11 protein-coding genes are annotated in these 20,868 nt (G+C 32.9%); 9 read left to right on the top strand and 2 right to left on the bottom strand.

Annotation, left to right across the window (positions count from 1 at the left end; translation table 11 throughout):
• Position 1: 1 nt before the first annotated feature.
• Entirely contained in the window at positions 2-1,612 is a 1,611-nt protein-coding gene (locus tag ACO5J6_RS03565) for a peptide ABC transporter substrate-binding protein (RefSeq protein ID WP_485642117.1), read from the top strand.
• A gap of 311 nt (positions 1,613-1,923) precedes the next feature.
• Positions 1,924-9,072, top strand: coding sequence for an autotransporter-associated N-terminal domain-containing protein (locus ACO5J6_RS03560; RefSeq protein ID WP_485642116.1), 7,149 nt, complete (start codon positions 1,924-1,926; stop codon positions 9,070-9,072).
• Between the two features lie 141 nt (positions 9,073-9,213).
• Here the strand turns inward: ACO5J6_RS03560 and ACO5J6_RS03555 are convergent, their stop codons facing one another.
• Together ACO5J6_RS03555 and ACO5J6_RS03550 are read right to left on the bottom strand one after the other, a co-directional pair.
• On the bottom strand, positions 9,214-10,134 hold the full coding sequence (locus ACO5J6_RS03555; protein WP_485642115.1) for a pseudouridine-5'-phosphate glycosidase: 921 nt from the start codon (positions 10,132-10,134) through the stop codon (positions 9,214-9,216).
• Positions 10,135-11,226, bottom strand: a complete 1,092-nt coding sequence (locus ACO5J6_RS03550) for a PfkB family carbohydrate kinase (RefSeq protein ID WP_485642114.1) — start codon at positions 11,224-11,226, stop codon at positions 10,135-10,137.
• 308 nt (positions 11,227-11,534) lie between these two features.
• On the opposite strand from ACO5J6_RS03550, the gene polA reads away from it, so the two are divergent.
• The 7 genes from polA (at position 11,535) to rph (ending at position 20,713) form a co-directional block, all read left to right on the top strand.
• Positions 11,535-14,243 (top strand): DNA polymerase I, encoded by a 2,709-nt coding sequence (gene polA, locus ACO5J6_RS03545; RefSeq protein ID WP_485642113.1) that lies wholly within the window; start codon positions 11,535-11,537, stop codon positions 14,241-14,243.
• A gap of 318 nt (positions 14,244-14,561) precedes the next feature.
• A complete protein-coding gene (locus tag ACO5J6_RS03540; protein ID WP_485642112.1) occupies positions 14,562-15,308 on the top strand; it encodes an AzlC family ABC transporter permease in 747 nt (248 codons plus the stop codon).
• Entirely contained in the window at positions 15,301-15,633 is a 333-nt protein-coding gene (locus tag ACO5J6_RS03535) for an AzlD domain-containing protein (protein WP_485642111.1), read from the top strand. The genes ACO5J6_RS03540 and ACO5J6_RS03535 overlap by 8 nt, the downstream gene beginning before the upstream one ends.
• Positions 15,634-15,801: 168 nt before the next feature.
• Positions 15,802-17,496 (top strand): alpha,alpha-phosphotrehalase, encoded by a 1,695-nt coding sequence (gene treC / locus ACO5J6_RS03530; protein ID WP_485642110.1) that lies wholly within the window; start codon positions 15,802-15,804, stop codon positions 17,494-17,496.
• Positions 17,497-17,615: 119 nt separating this feature from the next.
• Positions 17,616-18,377, top strand: a complete 762-nt coding sequence (locus ACO5J6_RS03525) for a molybdopterin-binding protein (protein ID WP_485642257.1) — start codon at positions 17,616-17,618, stop codon at positions 18,375-18,377.
• Between the two features lie 375 nt (positions 18,378-18,752).
• Entirely contained in the window at positions 18,753-20,015 is a 1,263-nt protein-coding gene (gene glyA, locus ACO5J6_RS03520) for a serine hydroxymethyltransferase (protein ID WP_485642109.1), read from the top strand.
• Positions 20,016-20,020: 5 nt separating this feature from the next.
• Positions 20,021-20,713, top strand: a complete 693-nt coding sequence (gene rph, locus ACO5J6_RS03515) for a ribonuclease PH (protein ID WP_485642108.1) — start codon at positions 20,021-20,023, stop codon at positions 20,711-20,713.
• The last annotated feature ends 155 nt before the right edge of the window (positions 20,714-20,868 follow it).

The following is a 20,868-nucleotide window of genomic DNA, read 5'->3' as shown; positions in this document are numbered from 1 at the left end:
AATGGCAAAAAATATGAAGAAAAATTTGCTGATATTGCTAATTATAGGAATAGTAATATTTTTTTCTGAAATTCTTTCAGAAAAAAATAAGGGACAAAAAATTAAAGAAACAGCTGTAATATTTAATTTAGGAAGTAATTATAATACTCTTGACCCCCATTTGTTCAGCGAGATGATAGCGGCACAAGTAGATTCATCTATTTATGAGGGGTTACTTGTACTCGATAAAAAAGGCGAATATACAGGAGGAGTTGCCGAAAGTTTTACCGAATCAGCGGATAAACTGACTTTTAAAATCAGAGAAAGTGCAAAATGGAGCGACGGCAGCAGAATAACGGCAAATGATTTTTTATTTGCATTTAAGAGAGTTCTTGACCCGAAAGTAGCAGCTCAGTTTTCTGAAATGCTTTTTTCGATAAAAAATGCGGAAAAATATTATGAAGGTAAAGTATCCGAAAAAGAATTGGGAGTAAAGGCTTTAGATGACAAAACTCTTGAAATAGAACTTGAAAAACCTGTGCCTTATTTTAAATATATATTGACTTTGCCAATAGCGGTTCCTTTGAAAGAAAAATTCTATAAGGAAAAGGGAGATAAGTTTGCTGTAAAACTTGACGATTTTCTGTTTAACGGTCCATATAAAATAACTGAACTCAAAGAAGATGAAATTATTCTTGAAAAAAATGAAAATTATTGGAACAGTAAAAATATAAAAATTCCTAAAATAAAATACATTGTTTCTTCAGATTTTAAAGCTGTAGATAATTTGATAAAAAATAAAGAAATAGATATGTCCAGAGTTGAAAACTATAATTTGCAGCAATATAGAAAAGAAAAAACACTCGATACATTTATCAATGGCAGAATATGGTATCTGGATTTTAACTTGGATAATAAATATCTGAAAAATAGGAAATTAAGACAGGCTATTTCCCTTGCTGTTGACAGAGAAAAATATGTCAGAGAAATAAAAAAGGACGGCTCTATTCCCGCGAAGTCGCTTATAAGCAGTATAATTACAGGGTATAAGGGGAAATACAGGGAAAACTATCCTGATAATGCTTATTTCAAGGATAATGATATTGAAAAAGCGAAAAGATTATATGAAGAAGCATTGAAAGAATTAGGAATAAAAAAGCTGAAACTTCGATTTCTGTCAGGAAATTCCGACCCTGAAATACTTGAAATACAGTTTTTACAGGAAGAATTAAGAAAAAAGTTAAATATTGAAACGGAAGTAACGACAGTTTCTTTTAAGGAAAGATTGAGCAGGACAAGGGCAGGAAATTATGATATAGTTCTCAATACATGGTCTCCTAAATATAATGACGCCTTGTCGTATTTGGAAAGATGGAAAAAAGAGGACGGTAAAAATCAAGATGTATGGTCAAAAAAGAAATATAATCTGATCGTGAATGAAATTTCATCAATGGGAAGCAGTAGGGAAAGAGACAGGAAAATAAATGAAGCTGAACGTATATTAATTGATGAGGCAATTATTGCACCGATATATTTTTCTGTGGAAAATCACTACAGAAATCCTGAAATAATAGGAATAATAAGGAGACCTATTACAGGAATTGCTACTTTTAATTATGCAGATTATAAATAATAAAGGGTTATTTTAAAATCAGGAAATTATGCAATAAATATTATTTCGTTGTGTAATTTCCTATTTTTAAAATAGCCTTTTTTAAAAAACGTTATTTAAACTTTTAAAGTATCTAATATTGATTATGCGTTCAATTTAAGATTTAAAAATGAGAAAAGCTCTTTTTTATAGAATTTTTTTGATTGTTTTTTTTAAAAATATTTGTTATAATAACCGTAAATCATAAAAATTTCTAACTGAAAAATAGGAAATAAAGAATGAAAATAAAAGAATAAATTAAAAAAAATCAAAGAAAATAGAAAGGAATAAGAATGAGCAACAATTTAAAAGAAATGGAGAAAAGCTTAAGAGCTTTGGCAAAAAGATGCAAAGATATTAAATATACAAAGGGATTGCTGTTGAGTTTTCTGTTAGTTGGACTATTATCATTTTCGGACAGTCTGACATCGCCTGAAGTAAAAAGTACGGAAAATGCAATAAATCAAACAAAGAAAGAATTAAACACTTCAATAAATGATATGCATACAACTTTTAAAAGGGCAAAAAAGGAAAATAATAAATTATTGAAAAATGCAAATCTGGAGTTAATCCAGTTGATGGAGCAGGGAGATCATGTAGTGAAATCTCCGTGGAGTAGCTGGCAGTACGGGATGAATTATTTTTACAACAGTTGGAGAGGAACGTTTAAAGGAAAAGGGGATAAAAAAGAGAAATATCCTTATGAGGGAGTATATAAAAGAGGTAACTGGTGGTCAGCAAACGTTTCTCCATATGGAAAGACATATAAGAGAGTAATAGAAAATATCGGAATAAGTTCAGATCCTACTTCTTCTTTGAGTAATCATAGAGACGGGCTTAATTATGGATTAGTGGGGACATTACCTGTACCTGATGCGGGAGTTCCTTTTATAATTGAACCCGTTATAAGTATAAACACACCCGCATTGCCCAATTTAAATATAAATCCTACTGTAATACAGCCAAATGTGAATTTTACAATACCTGAAGTAAAAACAGTAAGTTTTGAAGAAATAAAGGTAAATAAATTGGAGCCGAATGTATTTGAACCGCCTGCCTTGAATGAAGTATCTACAGGATTTGCACAAGGTCAGGAAATAGGTCTGAATACAAATCAGAACTATATCGTATCCAACAGTAATGTGGATTTGATAGATAATGAAATCGATATAAAAATACAGGATACAGGGTATTCAGGAACAGGACAGTATAAATGGGATGGACATAGTGACAACAGAAGCAGAGCAAACAGACCTGCTGACGGAGGAGTACATGGAACTACTTCGTCAGTATACAGTTATGTTCATACGTCAGGGGCTCCTGTTGCAAGTGAATATTCTCAAAGCACTGTTAGTCCGGGATTAGGATTTTTAGATGATTCGATTACGAGAACGGATCGTAAATTTCCTATAAATACTAACTGGAGACCGAGAACAGACCCGAATTACAGGGAATATGGAGCTTCTTCTCAACAAGTATTTTTAAATGTGCTGACCGACGGATTTACGTTAGGAGGAGCAGGAAAAACTTTAAAATTTGAAAATCATACTCAGGAACCGTGGACAAATACTTCAAACGGTCTTGTAAGAACAAATACAATAAGAGTAATAAGTGTAAATCATGCTTATGGAAGCGTAAACAGGACAGTAGAATTTAATTTGGAAGCGGATTTAAAAGTGTCGGGAAGAGACGGTTATAAAGATAAAATGCTGACGCCTAATCCTAAAAATGCAGGAGCGGCTCCTCATATGACAATAGGGATAGAACATCAGGCATACGGATCTATAGCTGCGAGAGCTATAAACAAGGGAACTATGACTTTGGAAAAGACAAGTGCAAAAACAGGCGGGCTCGCAAGTAATGTAATAGGTATGACTGCCATGATAGAAGATTATGGAGATTACGGGCATACTTTGAGTCCTAATGATCCAAATGCCAATGCGGGAATAGAAAGAGCATGGTATTTGGGAGACGGAGACACTGATTCGATAGGAGTTTCGAGTGCTAAATGGAAATACAGAAGACAGGCACCTTGGGAATCAACTCTTGAAAACAGAGGAACTATAAAAGTAAATGCAATAGACAGTATCGGTATGGATTTTGCTGAATATACTTTCAGAGCAGATATACAGGGAACTGCGTATCAGTCGGATAATATATCGGGAGCTACTCCCAATCCTAAAGGGAAATTACCTGCTTACAATAATAAAGGCTCTCTGAATATTTATGCAAGAGTAGGGAATATCGAAGTAAACAGTGATGACCCTGATACATCGGTAGATCCTGTGTACTCAGGAATACAAGGAAGTTATGGGCTGAGAATACCTAATATTTTCAAGACAGCCAGAGATTCGCAAATATATTATGATGAAACTGTGATAGACGGTAGTCTGAATGATCCAAATTCAAAAGGGATAACAGTAAACGGAAGCCACAATGTAGGAGTATCCGTATCAAAATTAATAACAGGTTCTGAAAGGGTACGTAAATATCAGGCAGGAGAATTAAGCTCTCAGCCGGCTGACGGAGCAAAATCATATTTGACGGCAAGACCCAATACAGATCCGATAGGAAATATATATAATCTGAATATACTGCTTAGCGGAACTGAAAATGTAGGATTATTAAGAAAGTCTGATTATATGCAGGGAACTGAATTTGATAAAAATTTTATGACTACAGGTCTGACAAGAGCTAAAAATGATTTTGTAATAACGGATAGCCATGTTCAGTCAATAGATTTTACAAAAAATGCTAAAGGTGGAGTGTTATTCAGAACTGATAAATTCGGAATAGACCTTGCTAAAAGTAATTTTACTGTGACAGCTATGGAAAACAGAAATAAGGACGCTAATAATAATGATATGTATAACATAGTCATGCTTGCCAATGGAAGTATCAACAGTGTAGTAGCAGGAGCTCCTGCTGAGGATAACCTTGATGTGAATAAGCCTGTAAAAGTAAAAAATTCAACTCCTATAACAGTAGGAATAACTGCAAATACAGGATATAATATGCTTGGACTCATGGCGTATAAAGGAGGAGAATTTGAAAATAATGCCAATCTTACTGTAAATACTAAAAATTCCATAGGATTAGTTGTAGAAGGTCAGGGAGAAAGAGGCGGAACAATAAAAGAAAGTTCAGGAGTAAGTAATAACAGTAATATAAAAATGACAGGGGATAACTCCATAGGGGTATATAACAACGGAAGAAGCTATACGATGAATGGAGGAGGAATTACTGTTTCGGGACAAAAAAATGTAGGAGTTTATGCTGCGGGAATTCCTATTTATGACCATTCAGGAAATATAACAGGATATTCAAATCTTGCAACTACAACACTCAATAACGGAACTTTAAAAGTGTCAGGTAAAGGAAGTGTAGGACTTTTTGCCAACGGAGGTTCGGATATAAAACTGAACAATATGACAAATATGGAAGTAGATGAAAATACACTGTTATTTTACGGAATAAAGTTTAATAATAACTATTCTCAACTGGAGCTGGTAGGAAATAATACGGCGACTATCAAAAGAGGAGGATATGCATTTTACTTTAAAAATGAAAATTTATTGAATAGAACAGTAAAACCGGGAAGCACAGGTAAAATATATCTGACATTGCAGGATGGAGCTACATTAAGTGTTATCGAAGGAGACGGCACAACTCCATTATTATTGACAAATGTTCCTAATGCTGCCGGAAATGTAAGTGGAGATTATGAAATAGAACCCGGAATTGTTATAAGAGGAACTTCAGGAAATTATATAACTACAAAGTCTACGAAAGTAAATCTTCAAATGGATATGGATTCAAATTTGGATGATAAAAATGACAGATATTTAAATTCCGAATTTGCTTCTTCAAGTATAACTTTGATGAATGGAAAAACGATAAGAGGTTCAGGAGCATTGACAACAGCGGATACGACTGATGAAAAAGTAAAAAAATCTAAAGTTGCGATAGCCCAGTCAAATTCAGGAAATTCGAGAAACGAAGTTAGACTGACGAATAACGGAACAATCAATTTGACAGGAACAGGAATGGCAGGAATTGTCGGAGAATTTTCAGAAATATATAATAACAGTATTTTGAAAACAATAGGAGATAATTCTACAGCAATTATAGGGTCAAATGGAGCATTAGCTTTGAATGATACAAGCGGAACTATTGAAATAGGAAATGGTGGAGTAGGAATAGCAGGAATAAACTATCTGGGTGTAACTGATACTCCGAGAGGAGCTGCTCCTACAAATGGTAACAGGGGAATAGATATAGTGAATAGAGGAAATATAAAATCTGTAGGAAATGGTTCATCTATAGGAATACTGGCTTTAGATGATGAAAGCCAGAATATTGCAGGAGCATTGGGACCTAATTCGATTATACTGGAAAACGGATCTTCCATAGATGTGTCGTCAGGAACAGGTGGAATAGGAGTATATTCACAGATTAAAAACCGTTCAGTAAAAACGGGAAATATAACTGATAACGGCTCCATAATCAAAATAGGAAATAATGGAGTAGGTATATATGCAGATGGAACAGTTGTAAATGCCAATAACGGAGGAAGTATAGAAACTGTAAACGGAGCTACGGGAAAAGGAATATATACAAATGAGTCAGTAACTTCAAACAAAGCAATAACAATGTCGGGAGATAAATCTATAGGGATACATGTATACGGAAACTCTCCGGTGACAATAACTAATAACGGAAATATAACAGTAGGAAGTTCTACAGATAAAAATGACCCAAGTATAGCGATATATGCTCCGAATGCAGGAACAGTAAATCATTTAGGAGGAATATTAAACGTTGGAGAAAAATCTTTAGGAATATATTCCGAAAATGGAACGGTAACATCTTCTGCACCGATAACAGTAGGAAATGAAGGATTGGGTATATATAAGAAGTCAGGAATTGTAAATGTAAACGGAACAATAAATACGGGAAATTCTTCAGTAGGTGTATTTGGAGATAATAATGCTTCAATCATAAATAATTCTTCTGATATAAATATAGGAGACAGCTCGTTCGGATTTGCAATATTGGGTAATGGAACCAATAATTATACAGGAAATGCAGGATCCAAAGTCAACCTTGGAACAGGAAGCGTATATTTATATAAAGCGGGACCGTTAGGCACAGTAATAAGTGAAACATCCGTAAATCTGAAATCGGGAGCCGAAAAAAGTACAGGATTTTATGCTGTAAACGGAGCAAATATAACTAATAAAGGACAGGTAAATTTTGGAAGCGGAATAGGAAGCGTAGGAGCTTACGCTCAAACTTCGGGTACTGTTTATAACGAAGGAAATATAATAGTAGGAATGTCGGATATTACAAGAGATTATTACTCAATAGGAATGGCTGCAAAAAATGGTGGAAAGGTCATAAATAATGCGGGTCATACGATAAATGTTACAGGAAATTATGGAATAGGTATGTTTGCCGAAGGAGCAGGTTCAAGGGCAGAAAATTACGGAATAATAAATTTAGCGTCTTCAGGAGAACTTAGAGGAGCATACGGAATGTACCTGAGTAATCATGCAACAGGGTATGTAGGAGCTACAGGAGTTATAAAATCAGGAAACTACAGCGGAGATAGAAATAAAAGTGATCTTATAGGGATAGCGGTATTAAATGGAGCAACATTGGAAAATCACGGATTGATTGATATTGACGCAAGAAGCTCTTATGGAATATATGTACGAAACGGTATTATAAAAAATTACGGAACTATTAATATATCGGGAACAGGTTCGGCAGGTGTAAGATATAAAAATGCAACTGATGAAAATGGAAATCCTTTAAGTACAGCTGATATAGAAAATGCCGTAAATGCATCTAATGGAGCGGTATCACGTAGGGAAGACCAAGATATTAATAATAATATCGGAGCGTCTGCCGGTGGAACAGAAATATCTCCTACAGGAGTAGTAACCATTAACGGAAAAGTTGTACCTATCCATGATTTGACACCGGGACCTAATCCTCTGACAGGAAATTATGCATTTTCAAATGTAGGGATTTATGTCGATACATTGGGAAGAACAAATCCTATAAATTGGGTAGACGGATTTAATCCAAGTATTGAAAATGACCTTATAATAGGAGCAGAAGCAGCAGAAGTGTCCACAAGTAAAGCTATAAAAATAGGAAGAAATATATTAGGACCATATGTAACTCCGTATATGCAGATGACAGGGACAGCGGCACAGACACTAAATGCAATATCAGGATCGCTTACATGGACTGTAAAACCTATAGCAGGATATAGCGGTTATCCTGAAGAAGCAATAATGGCAAAAATCCCGTATACTGATTTTGTAGCTAAAACTGAAAATGCATGGAATTTTGCAGACGGACTGGAACAGAGATATGGCGTTGAAGCAGTAGGAACAAGAGAAAAACAGCTGTTCAACAAATTAAACAGTATCGGTAAAAATGAACAGGCGTTGCTAACTCAGGCTTTTGATGAAATGATGGGACATCAGTATGCAAATATACAGCAAAGAACTTACGGAACGTCGAGATTACTTGAAAAGGAAATAAATCATCTTGGAAAAGAGTGGGATACTAAGTCCAAACAGTCCAATAAGATAAAAATATTTGGAATGAAAGATGAATATAAAACAGATACGGCAGGGATAATAGACTATAAAAGTAATGCTTACGGATTTGCCTATTTACATGAAGATGAAACGTTGAAACTTGGAAACAGTACAGGTTGGTACGGAGGAGCAGTACATAATAGATTTAAATTTAAAGATATAGGTGGCTCAAAAGAAAATCAGACAATGTTGAAATTAGGAATATTTAAATCTAAAGCATTCGATAATAATGGAAGTCTGAAATGGACAATATCTGGAGAAGGTTACATATCAAGAAACAGTATGCATAGAAAATATCTTGTAGTAGATGAAATCTTCAATGCTAAATCAGACTATACGGTATTCGGAGCAGCGATTAAAAATGAACTGAGTAAAGAATTTAGAACGAGTGAAAGAACAAGTATCAGACCATATGGAAGTTTAAAATTTGAATACGGAAGGTTTAATACGATAAAAGAAAAATCAGGAGAAGTGAGATTGGAAGTAAAAGGAAATGATTATTATTCAATCAGACCTGAATTAGGAATAGAATTTGAGTATAAACAGCCAATGGCGGTAAAAACTACTTTTGTAACAACATTAGGAATAGGTTATGAAAATGAATTAGGAAAAGTAGGTAATGTAGGAAATAAAGGAAGAGTAGCGTATACAGAAGCAGACTGGTTTAATATAAGAGGAGAAAAAGACGATAGAAAAGGAAACTTTAAGGCTGACCTGAATATTGGAATAGAAAACCAGAGATTTGGAGTAACATTAAACGGAGGATATGATACAAAAGGTAAAAATGTAAGAGGAGGAATAGGATTTAGAGCTATCTACTAATATTAATATAATATTTTTATACATATTTTGTAAATTAACTGATACAAATTTGAAAGATTAAAAAATACTATATTCAAAAATATACAGTATAAAAAATAGTATAAAATAAAAAAAGAGCTATCTTATAAGACAGCTCTTTTTTTATTTTAAATTACATAATTCTTTGGCAATTTCTGTAGCAAGTTTTGTATTATTGAACACAAGTTCAATATTTGCTTTCAAGCTTGAACCACTTGTCAGTTTTTGAATTTTATCAAGTAGGAATGGTGTCGATGCCTTTCCTTTTATTCCTAATTTTTCGGCTTCTTCTACAGCTTCTTCAATAACTTTTGAAATAATTTTATTATCCATTGAGTATTCTTCAGGAATAGGATTTGCTATAACAGCACCACCTTTTAGCCCTAACTCCCATTTTGCATGAAGTATTTCAGCAAACTCTTTTGGAGTATCGATAGCGTAATCTAAATTAAAACCGCTGTTTCTTGTATAAAAGGCAGGAAGCTCTTTAGTTTTATATCCTAAAACGGGAACTCCGTTAGTTTCAAGATATTCCAGTGTCAGTCCCAAATCAAGTATGGATTTTGCCCCCGCACAGATGACAGCTACGTTAGTATTGGCAAGCTCCTGCAAATCAGCAGAAATATCCATAGTATGTTCAGCACCTCTATGAACTCCTCCAATTCCTCCTGTGGCAAAAATTTTAATTCCTGCCATATTTGCAATAATCATTGTTGAAGCCACAGTAGTAGCTCCATTTAATCTGTTCGCAATAATATAAGGGATATCTCTTCTGCTAACTTTAATGACTTTTTCTCCTTCTTTTCCTAATAATTCAATTTCCTGAGGAGATAACCCTACTTTTAATTTTCCACCTATAATGGCTATAGTTGCAGGAATACCTCCATTTTCTCTGACTATACTTTCAACTTTCAGTGCAGTTTCAGCATTCTGAGGATAAGGCATTCCGTGAGATATAATCGTAGATTCAAGGGCTATTACAGGTTTATTATTTTTTAGTGCATTTTTTACTTCTTCACTGATTTCAAGATATTTTTCCAGCATTTATATTTCCATCTCCTCTATAATATTTTCAACATTTTTTACATTTACATGCTCACTAACTGTTTTTTCATTCAATGAAGTAAGCAAAGCAGCTCCTAAACCGAATTTTGAAGCTTTTTCTATATCATAATCATAGTATTCACCGTAAGCAATCCCCGCTACAAAGGCATCTCCTGCTCCTGTAGAACTTACAGTATTGATTCTTGGTATTTTTATAGTTCCGTGTTTTTCTTCATTCATATAGAATACACCTTTAGATCCCAATGAAATAAATACTTTTTTTACACCTTTGTGAAGGAAATATTCTCCGGCTCTTAATAAGTCGTCATTACTGTAAATTGTCATATTTGAAAGTATTTCCGCTTCGATTTTGTTAGGTTTTATAGTGTGGAATCTTCCTATGAAATCTTTTACTTTTGCAGCTTTTTTAGTAGAAACAGTGTCAAGAATAAGATTTGGTTTTCTTCTCAGAAAAGCAAGATATCTCAATGTTTCTTCTTCTAAATTTGTATCAAGTACAATAAGTTTTGCATTTGTTACTTTTTTTCTTATTGAATCCAAAAATTCAGGAGTAATATTTTTACATATATCCATAGATGAAACAGCCATTTCCATTTCCTTATCGTCATTTAGAATGGAAACATACATGGATGTATTCTGATTTTTAAGGAATAATATGTCAGTAATATCAAGGCTCTGTTTTTTCAAGTATTCTTTGATATCTCTTCCGTATATGTCATCTCCGAGCGCAGTTATAAGTTTTGAGCTAATTCCTAAGTTACTTACATTTTCAGCTATATTTTTAGCTACTCCGCCAAAAGAAATCGTAATTGCTCCCGGATTTGAGTCATAACGGACAACAGTTCCGTATGATTTCCCCTGAATGTCTACATTTGTTCCTCCGATTGTCAGGATATAAGGATCTTCATTTATGATGTATTTTTTTCCCAGTATTACCCCCTTTTTCATAAGGTTACTTATATGAACAGCAATGGATGTTCTTGCACAATTCAATGTTGCTGCAATTTCTTCCTGAGTAATGAGAGGATTTTCTTTAATCAGATTGATAATCTGCTTTTCACGTTCTGTCATTTCTCTACTTTCCTTTCTTTATTTAATATGAAATCGATTTTTCTAAACAAAAATAAATCGATTTTAACTTTGTTTACGATAATAAAATAATACTACATATTTTTTTAAAAGTCAATATGATAAATGTAAAGTTTTAGTCTATTTTCTATAAATTATACCTCATTAATACTGCTTGTCAAGACTTTAATTGAAATTTTTTAAAATTTTTAAATAAAAAAATAAATTTAGCAGTTAATCTCTGAAATATGATATAATAAAAAACAGGTTGAAATTTTGAGAATAATTTGAGAATTAATGAGAGGAAATATATGAAAAAAGCAGTTATATTAGATACAAGTGCTATTATGTACAGGACACATTTTGCACTTATGGGAATGAGAAATTCAAAAGGAATGGCTACAGGAGCAACGTATGGATTTGTAAATACCCTTGAAGGAGTGATTAAGGAATTTAATCCTGATTTTCTTGTCGCCTGTCTTGATATAAAAAGAAGTGAACTGAAAAGGTCGGAAGAACTCAAAACATACAAGGCTCATAGGGAAAGTATGCCTGATGACCTTATAACCCAGCAGGATGCGATAATGTCGGTATTGGATGGCTATAGAATACCGAAATACAAAGTGGACGGTTATGAAGCCGATGATGTTATGGCGACTTTGGCTACAAAATTTTCTGAAGATACGGAAGAGGAAATAGAAGTATACATAGTAACAGGAGATAAAGATTTGGCACAGCTCGTAAACGGGAAAATAAATATAGCTCTTTTAGGAAAAGGAGATAAAAAATCTTTGTTCAGATATATAAGAAATGATGATGATGTAGTCGAATATTTAGGAGTTACTCCTGATAAAATTCCTGATTTGTTCGGACTTATGGGAGACAGTTCCGACGGGATACCGGGCGTTTCAGGGATAGGACCTAAGACGGGAGTGGAACTTATCCGTAAGTATGGAGATTTAGAAGGATTGTATGAGAATATTGACGAGATAAAGGGGAAAAGGAAGGAAAAACTTATAGAAGATAAGGAGAATGCCTTTCTTAGCAGAAAATTGGCAACAGTATATAGGGATATTGAAATGGAATATGACAAGAGTAAGCTGAAAATAGAAAAAAAAGATTTGGAAAAACTGCTTTCCATTTATAAAACAATGGAATTCAGAAAATTTGCTTCTATAGTTGAAAATGAAATGAAAAAGGGGGGAGCAGTTACAAATATTGAGAATATTGATAATAACGGTCAAATTTCTCTTTTTGCAGGAGTAACAAATCATCCGTCCGATAATAAGATTTTTTCTGAAAATAATGGGACAGAAACGAAAATATTAGGAGAAAAAATACTCCGAGCAGATGCGGAAAAAATTTTAAATGAAATGGAAGAGGAAATTTCTATTTTTGAAAATGTGTTCGGTATTTCAATATGTGATAATAAAAAGAATATAGTTTTGTTAAACAATGAAAATAATGACGAGCTGAAAAAGGAAGTATACGGAAAAATAAAGGAAAAGTCGCTGATAGGGTATAATATTAAAGAATACCTGAAAAATGGTGCTGAATATAAAAGTTATTTTGATGTAATGCTGGCTTGGTATGTATTAGGTACTGAAAGCTCTCAGGATTTGGAAAATATAATATTTTCAGAATTTGGAGAAAATCTTGAAAAATTTGATGAACAGTTTAAAAAACGTAAACCTGAAGAAATAAGCGAAGATGAGAAGATAAAATTTCTGGGAGAAAGAGCTTTCTATATAAAACAGTTGAAGAAAAGACTTGAAAAGAGATTAAAAGACGAGGATTTATTTGACGTTTTTGAAAATCTTGAAAATAAGCTTGTACCTGTTTTAGCAAGTATGGAGAAATACGGAATAAAAATTGATAAGCAATATTTTGAAAATTATAAAAAGGAGTTGCAAATAAATATTGAAAATCTTGAAAAAGATATATATTCTTTATCAGGAGAAGCATTTAATATAGGCTCTCCTAAACAATTGGCAGAAATATTGTTTGATAAAATGGGAATAGAGCCTGTGAAGAAAACTAAGACAGGGTATTCTACCGATGTGGAAGTGTTGGAGGAATTGGCACTGAGAGGGATAGAAATAGCTGAAAAACTCCTTGAATATAGGGGATTTACTAAGTTGCTTTCTACTTATGTAGAGCCATTACCTAAATTAGCCGATGAAAATGACAGAATTCACACTACATTTAATCAAAACGGAACATCTACTGGCAGGCTTTCTTCGACAAATCCCAATATTCAGAATATTCCCGTAAGGACTGATGAAGGAATAAAAATAAGAAAAGGATTTATTTCTGAAAATAACTGGAGCCTTATTTCTTTTGATTATTCACAGATTGAATTAAGAGTTCTTGCAGAACTTTCAAAAGATGAAAATTTGATACTTGCATATAAGAAAGATAAGGATTTGCATGATTTGACCGCAAGAAAAATATTCTTTAAAACCGATGAGGAACCTGTAACGAGGGAAGAAAGAAGTATAGCTAAGGTAATAAATTTCAGTATTTTATACGGGAAAACTCCTTTCGGACTGTCAAAAGAGCTGAAAATACCTATGGGAGATGCTTCGCAATATATAAAGACTTATTTTGAGCAGTATCCCAAAGTAAAAAAGTTTCTTGAAAATATTTTGGAAAATGCGAAGTTAAACGGTTTTGTAGAAACTTTTTATGGAACGAGAAGATATATAAATAATATAAATTCGAGTAATAAAAATTTACAGGCACAGGCAAATAGAATGGCTGTAAATACAGTTGTTCAGGGAACTGCTGCCAATATTATAAAAAAAGTGATGATAAAACTGTATGATGAATTTAAAAATAATGATGATATAAGAATGCTGCTGCAAGTTCACGATGAGCTTATATTTGAGGTAAAAGACGGCTCAATAGAAAAATACATGGATAAAATAAAGGAAATAATGGAAAAAACTATAAAATTTGAAGATATCAGACTCAGTGCAAACGGTTCTGTCGCTAAGAACTGGGGATTATTAAAATAAATATGATGAAAAAATTTGATGTAATTTCATTATCATTATTTCATTACCATTCTTATATTTCTGTTATTTACAGTATTCATTCTTTTATTAATTATGGATTTTATAAATTACGGATAATATAAAGGGAAATAATAAAAATAATGTTTGCTAATAGAGATATAAAAATAATGAAAATATAAGAAAATGAAAAATAACAAAAGAAAAATAATAAAAATAATAAGAATAATAAAAATAATAAGAATAATAAAAATTAAGAATAATAAGTATTTATAAATAATATAATTAAGATAAATAAGATAAGGAGTTATAAAATAGAAAATGGCACATAATGGAAAATTGGAAAATTACTTAAGGGGACTAAAAGACGGAATGGGAATAGGGATTGCCTATACTCCTTTCGGAATAACAATAGGACTGATTTCAAAAAATTTCGGAATGAAACTGTTTACAGCATTTGTAATGTCTTTCGGGCTTTATGCGGGAAGTGCTCAGACGGCTTTTCTGAAAATGGTCTATGAGCTGAAATCCACTCCTATGGAAATAATAATTTCGATTTTTGTAATAAATTTGAGATATACTTTGCTAAATATAATAATGTTCAGACAAATTTCAAATAAAACGACTTTATTTGAAAAAATATTAATGGGGATAGGTCTTACAGATGAAGCAGTCGCTTATCTGACAATAAGAAAAGCTACAAATGTGTGGTATGCTATCGGAGTAAATACTATGCCTTATATACTTTTTGGTGTGGGAACGTTGGCAGGCTCCCTTTTTGGAAATCTGATACCTGAAATTTTTACCGCAAGTCTAAATTTTATGCTTTATGCCACTTTTTTAAGTCTTTTGGTAAGCTCTTTAAAGAATAATTTTAAGTATACTGAAGTAGTGGTTACTGCGATAGGACTAAAATTACTGTTTATATATGCTCCTGTTTTGAAAGATATAAGTAAAGGCTGGAGCTTGATAATAATTATGATTTCAGCAAGCTCACTGTATGCTTTCAGACATTGCAGAGAAACGGGAAATAGAGAATATAAAAAGGAGATAGTGGAAAATGAGTGAAATACTGATAATAGGACTGCTTTTAATAACGGCGTTGATAACTCTTTCTTTTAAATTATTGCCGTTATTCGTAAAATTACCTGAAAATAATCCTTTTATAAATAAATTTTTTGAAGCGTTGCCTTATACTGTTTTAGTTCTCCTGATTTTTCCCGACATATTTATATCTACAGGAACAGAAATATTTGATTTAATCAAAGTTTTCGCAGGAATAGGCGTAATTGTGTACTTTTCTCTGAAAAAAATGGGATTAGGCGGAGTAATACTTGTATCTATGACAGTCATTCTTGCATTCGATGTCGTAAAGCTGTTATTTAAAATATAATAGACTGAATATAGGACGAATAGCGTATTTATAATGAAAAAAATAGGTAGAGAAATAGAAAAATTGAAAAGATTTAGACTATAACCTGCACTAATTCTTATGAATATCAGGACTATGATGATTACTCAATTAAATAATTTTATATAAAATCGAAAGGCGGAAAAATGTATGAAAAAAAATTTTAAGGAACAGTGGTGGCATAAATCAACAGTATATCAAATTTATCCAAAAAGTTTTAACGATACAACGGGAAACGGACAGGGAGACATTAACGGAATTATAGAAAAACTGGATTATTTAAAAAAACTGGGAGTGGAAGTCTTATGGCTGACTCCGATGTACAAATCTCCTCAGGCTGATAATGGATATGATATAAGTGATTACTACAACATAGATGAAAATTACGGCACAATGCAAGATTTTGAAAAGCTGCTGGAAGAAGCTCATAAAAGAGGGCTGAAAATAGTAATGGATATAGTGGTAAATCATTCTTCCACTGAAAATGAATGGTTTAAAAAGTCTGAACAGGAGGATCCTGAATATAGGGATTTCTATATATGGAAAGACGCCGTAAACGGAAAAGAACCTACAAATTGGCAGTCAAAATTTGGAGGGAATGCGTGGAAATATAGTGAAAAAAGGAAACAATATTATCTTCATCTGTTTGATGTTACACAGGCTGACTTGAACTGGGAAAATGAAAATGTCAGAAAAAAAGTCTACGAGATGATAAGATTTTGGCTTAATAAAGGAGTGGACGGTTTTAGGCTGGACGTTATAAATCTTATTTCCAAGGATCAAAGATTTTTAAATGATGACGGAAGTGATAAAAGATTTGTTCCTGACGGAAGAAGATTTTATACTGACGGTCCGAAAATACACGAATATCTAAAAGAAATGAATAGGGAAGCTTTTGGAAGTGATGAACTTATAACAGTGGGTGAGATGTCGTCTACAAGTCTTGATAATTGTGTCAGATATTCCAATCCGTCAGAAAAAGAGCTATCAATGGTATTCTCTTTTCATCATTTGAAAGTGGACTATCCTAACGGAGAAAAGTGGGTAAAAGCTCCTTTTAACTTTATAGAGCTTAAAAAAATCTTTTCTGAATGGCAGAAAGGTATGTATAACGGAAATGGCTGGAATGCTACATTCTGGAATAATCACGATCAGCCGAGAGCATTATCAAGATTTGGAAATGACGGAAAATATCATAATGAGTCGGGAAAAATGCTGGCAACTGTATTACATGGACTTCAAGGAACTCCATATATCTATCAGGGAGAAGAATTTGGAATGACAAATCCTTATTTTGATGATATTAATAAATATCGTGATGTGGAATCCCACAATATATACAAGATAAAAGAAAAAGAAGGACTTTCAAATAAAGAAATACTTGATATACTAATGCAGAAGTCAAGGGACAACTCAAGAACTCCTATGCAATGGGATAACAGTAAAAATGCGGGATTTACAACAGGAACTCCATGGATTGGAATTCCTGATAATTATAGAAAAATTAATGCTGAAGCTGCATTGAATGATGAAAACTCTATATTTTATCATTATAAGAAACTGATAAATTTAAGAAAAAATGAAGAATTAATGATAACAGGAAAATATGAAGATATAGACCTTGAGAATGAAAAAGTGTATGCTTATAGAAGAGTTGGAGATAATGGAGAATTAGTAATAATAAGTAATTTTTATGAAAATCCTGTAGAATTTGATGTAAAAGAACTTAATTTGAATAATGCGGAGGTATTGCTGTCAAATTATAAAACAGGACCTGAAATATCTGAAGAAAAAATATTTTTGAAACCTTATGAAGCAGTGATTTTTAAGAAAATATCAGAATAAATATTATTAAGAATAAAGAAAATATATGATAATGTTTATATAATTTCAGAAATATGGAATTTAAGAAAGTCCTGTATAATAAAGTCATTATAATTAAAAAATGAAAGAAGGCGGTTAAAATAAAAGCGGAAATTTTATGTATAGGTACGGAACTTCTTGTAGGAGATATTGTTAATACAAATGCTCAATATATATCAAAAAAACTGACAGATATAGGTGTAGATTTGTATTATCAGACTGTAGTAGGTGATAATTTCAAGAGGGTCAAGGAATGTCTTGAAGTTGCTTTTAAAAGAGCAGACCTTGTTATCACGACAGGAGGGTTGGGACCTACAATAGATGACATTACTAAAGAGGTCGTGTCCGAATATTTTAATGAAAAACTGGAAGTTGTTCAGAAATATTATAATGAAATAATGGAAAGATATAAAAACAGAGGATATGAAATTTCTTCGGGAGGATTGAAAGAAGCCTCTATACTTGAAAATTCTGAATTATTGGAAAATGGAGTAGGATTGGCACCGGGATTTTTTTATGAAAAGGATGATAAAAAAATAATAGTTTTACCGGGACCCCCAAGTGAAATGGAATGGATGACGGATAATCAGGTTTTACCTTTATTAAGTAAGTATTCGGACAGCGTATTGCTAATGAAAACATTGGAAATCAAAGGTGTACCTGAAGGAAAAATAGATGATAAATTGAAAAAATATTTTGAAATGTCAAATCCGACAGTGGCTCCTTATGCTAAGGAAAAGTGTGTTCATGTAAGAATTGCGATGAAAGGTTCAAGAGATGAAAAAGAAAAGATTAATCAAAAAATAGATAAAATTGCTCGGGAAATAAAGGAAATTTATCCTCAAGCCATTATTCTTGATTGATAAAAAAATATTGAAATTTTTTGTTGACTGTGATATAATAAATTTGTAAAAAACCGTGACATTTAAGATCAAAACCCCCTGCTGGTACAGGGGGTTTTCTAATACTTCACTTCTTATTATGTTTTTCAATGAATTTGATTATAAAATATACAATCAAATCTGCTGCAATGTTTATAAGAAGCTCGGTCATATATAACCGCAGCATTTAAGCCTCCTTTCTACTCAAAAGAGCAAAAGTCTGACATTATTATAACATATTTTATAAAAAATTAACACGTAATTAATTATAAAGATAAAAAAATAATAATTTAGACTGGACTTATCAGTATATTTTTTAGTATAATAAAAATAAATAATAAATATGGGAGGTCATAAATGAGTTATATAGAAAGATTTGATAAAGAAATTTACAGTGCAATAATCGAGGAAGAAAAAAGACAGGAAGAAGGAATAGAACTGATAGCTTCTGAAAACTTCGTTTCAAAAGCTGTTATGGAAGCGGCAGGTTCAGTTTTTACAAATAAGTATGCAGAGGGTTATCCTGAAAAAAGATACTACGGAGGATGTAGAAATGCAGACACTGTTGAAAAATTAGCAATAGAAAGATTGAAAAAATTATTTGGGGCAAAATATGCTAATGTGCAGCCACATTCAGGTTCTCAGGCAAATATGGGAGTATATATAGCTTTACTGGAGCCGGGAGACAAAATCTTGGGAATGGGACTAAGCTCAGGAGGACATCTCACACATGGATATAAAATCAATTTTTCAGGTAAAATTTATCATGGAATAGAGTATGGATTAGATCCTGAAACTGAAATGCTGGATTATGATGCTATAAGAAAACTTGCATTGGAAAATAAACCTAAAATGATAGTTGCAGGAGCAAGTGCATATTCAAGGATAATCGACTTTAAAAAATTCAGAGAAATTGCCGATGAGTCAGGAGCTTATCTAATGGTTGATATGGCTCATATTGCGGGACTTGTAGCGGCAGGGGAGCATCCAAATCCAATGGAATATGCTGATGTCGTAACTTCTACTACTCATAAGACATTAAAAGGACCTCGTGGCGGGATAATTCTTACAAATAATGAAGAAATTGCCCAAAAAGTGGATAGGGTTGTATTTCCTGGAATACAGGGAGGACCCTTAATGCATATAATTGCTGCAAAAGCTGTAGCATTTAAGGAAGCATTAAGTCCTGAATTTAAAATATATCAGAAGCAGGTAGCAAAAAATGCCCGGGCATTATCCGAAGAACTTGTAAAAGGGGGATTGAGAATAGTCAGCGGAGGTACTGACAATCATTTAATGCTCGTAGATTTGAGGCCGAAAGGTGTTACAGGAAAACTGGCTGAAGAAAAACTCGAAGAAGCAGGTATTACCTGTAATAAAAATGCCATTCCTAATGACCCTGAAAAACCGTTCATAACAAGCGGAATAAGATTAGGGACGCCTGCAATTACAGCAAGAGGAATGAAAGAAGAAGAAGCTGTAAAAATTGGTCAAATGATACTGAAAGTTCTTGAAAATATAAATGACAGCGAAAGAATAAAAGAAGTAAAAAATGAGGTTTTAAAATTGACAGAAAAATTTCCTTTATATAAAGAAACTGAAAAAATAAAAGGAGAGTAGTGTAAGTGAGAGAAAATAGAAAAAATGATGAAATGAGGGAAGTAAAAGTAACAAAAAACTATATTATGCATCCTGAAGGCTCGGTTTTAATAGAGTTTGGAAATACGAAAGTGATTTGCAATGCCACTGTTGAGGAAAAAGTTCCCCCTTTTCTGAGGGGAACAGGCACGGGCTGGGTAACTGCTGAATATAGCATGCTTCCGAGAGCTACAAATAATCGTGTGCAGAGAGAGTCGAGTAAAGGAAAATTATCAGGCAGGACAATGGAAATCCAGAGATTAATAGGAAGAGCATTAAGAGCGGCGGTAAATCTGGAAAAATTAGGTGAAAGAACCGTGATTATAGACTGTGATGTAATACAGGCTGACGGCGGAACAAGGACAGCTTCTATCACAGGAGGATATCTTGCTTTGGAGCTTGCCATTGAAAAGCTGATAGATGCGGGAAAACTGACTGAAATACCTATTAATTCAAGAGTGGCAGCTATAAGTGTAGGAAAGATAAAAGATGAAATTTTGCTTGATTTGGAATACGAGGAAGATTTTCGTGCGGATGTGGATATGAATATAATAATGAATGATAAAGGTGAGTTCATAGAATTACAGGGAACAGGTGAAGAAGCCACATTTACACAGGACGAGCTTCTGAAATTTATTGAGATTTCCAGAAAAGGATTTGAAAAGTTATTTAAATTATAGTATATAAATCCTGACCGACTGCCGGTTTAGTCTAAATATGCAACAAAAAAATAGAGCCTTAATCGGTTCTATTTTTTTAGAAAAAATGTTATAATGTTATGAATAACATTCAAAAAATAAAAATGCATACATAATCAATGGATTTAAATTTATCT

This window comes from Pseudoleptotrichia sp. (assembly GCF_057270515.1).
Note: the sequence above shows the minus strand (reverse complement) of the source record. Positions and strands in the feature narration are given on the sequence as shown.

Excerpts from the sequence above, each read along its gene's own strand:
- ACO5J6_RS03535 (WP_485642111.1), top strand. The coding sequence starts at position 15,301 with ATGAGTGAAATACTGATAATAGGACTGCTTTTAATAACGGCGTTGATA.
- ACO5J6_RS03555 (WP_485642115.1), bottom strand. The coding sequence starts at position 10,134 with ATGCTGGAAAAATATCTTGAAATCAGTGAAGAAGTAAAAAATGCACTA.
- glyA (WP_485642109.1), top strand. The coding sequence starts at position 18,753 with ATGAGTTATATAGAAAGATTTGATAAAGAAATTTACAGTGCAATAATC.
- ACO5J6_RS03565 (WP_485642117.1), top strand. The coding sequence starts at position 2 with ATGGCAAAAAATATGAAGAAAAATTTGCTGATATTGCTAATTATAGGA.
- ACO5J6_RS03560 (WP_485642116.1), top strand. The coding sequence starts at position 1,924 with ATGAGCAACAATTTAAAAGAAATGGAGAAAAGCTTAAGAGCTTTGGCA.
- ACO5J6_RS03550 (WP_485642114.1), bottom strand. The coding sequence starts at position 11,226 with ATGACAGAACGTGAAAAGCAGATTATCAATCTGATTAAAGAAAATCCT.
- ACO5J6_RS03540 (WP_485642112.1), top strand. The coding sequence starts at position 14,562 with ATGGCACATAATGGAAAATTGGAAAATTACTTAAGGGGACTAAAAGAC.
- polA (WP_485642113.1), top strand. The coding sequence starts at position 11,535 with ATGAAAAAAGCAGTTATATTAGATACAAGTGCTATTATGTACAGGACA.
- treC (WP_485642110.1), top strand. The coding sequence starts at position 15,802 with ATGAAAAAAAATTTTAAGGAACAGTGGTGGCATAAATCAACAGTATAT.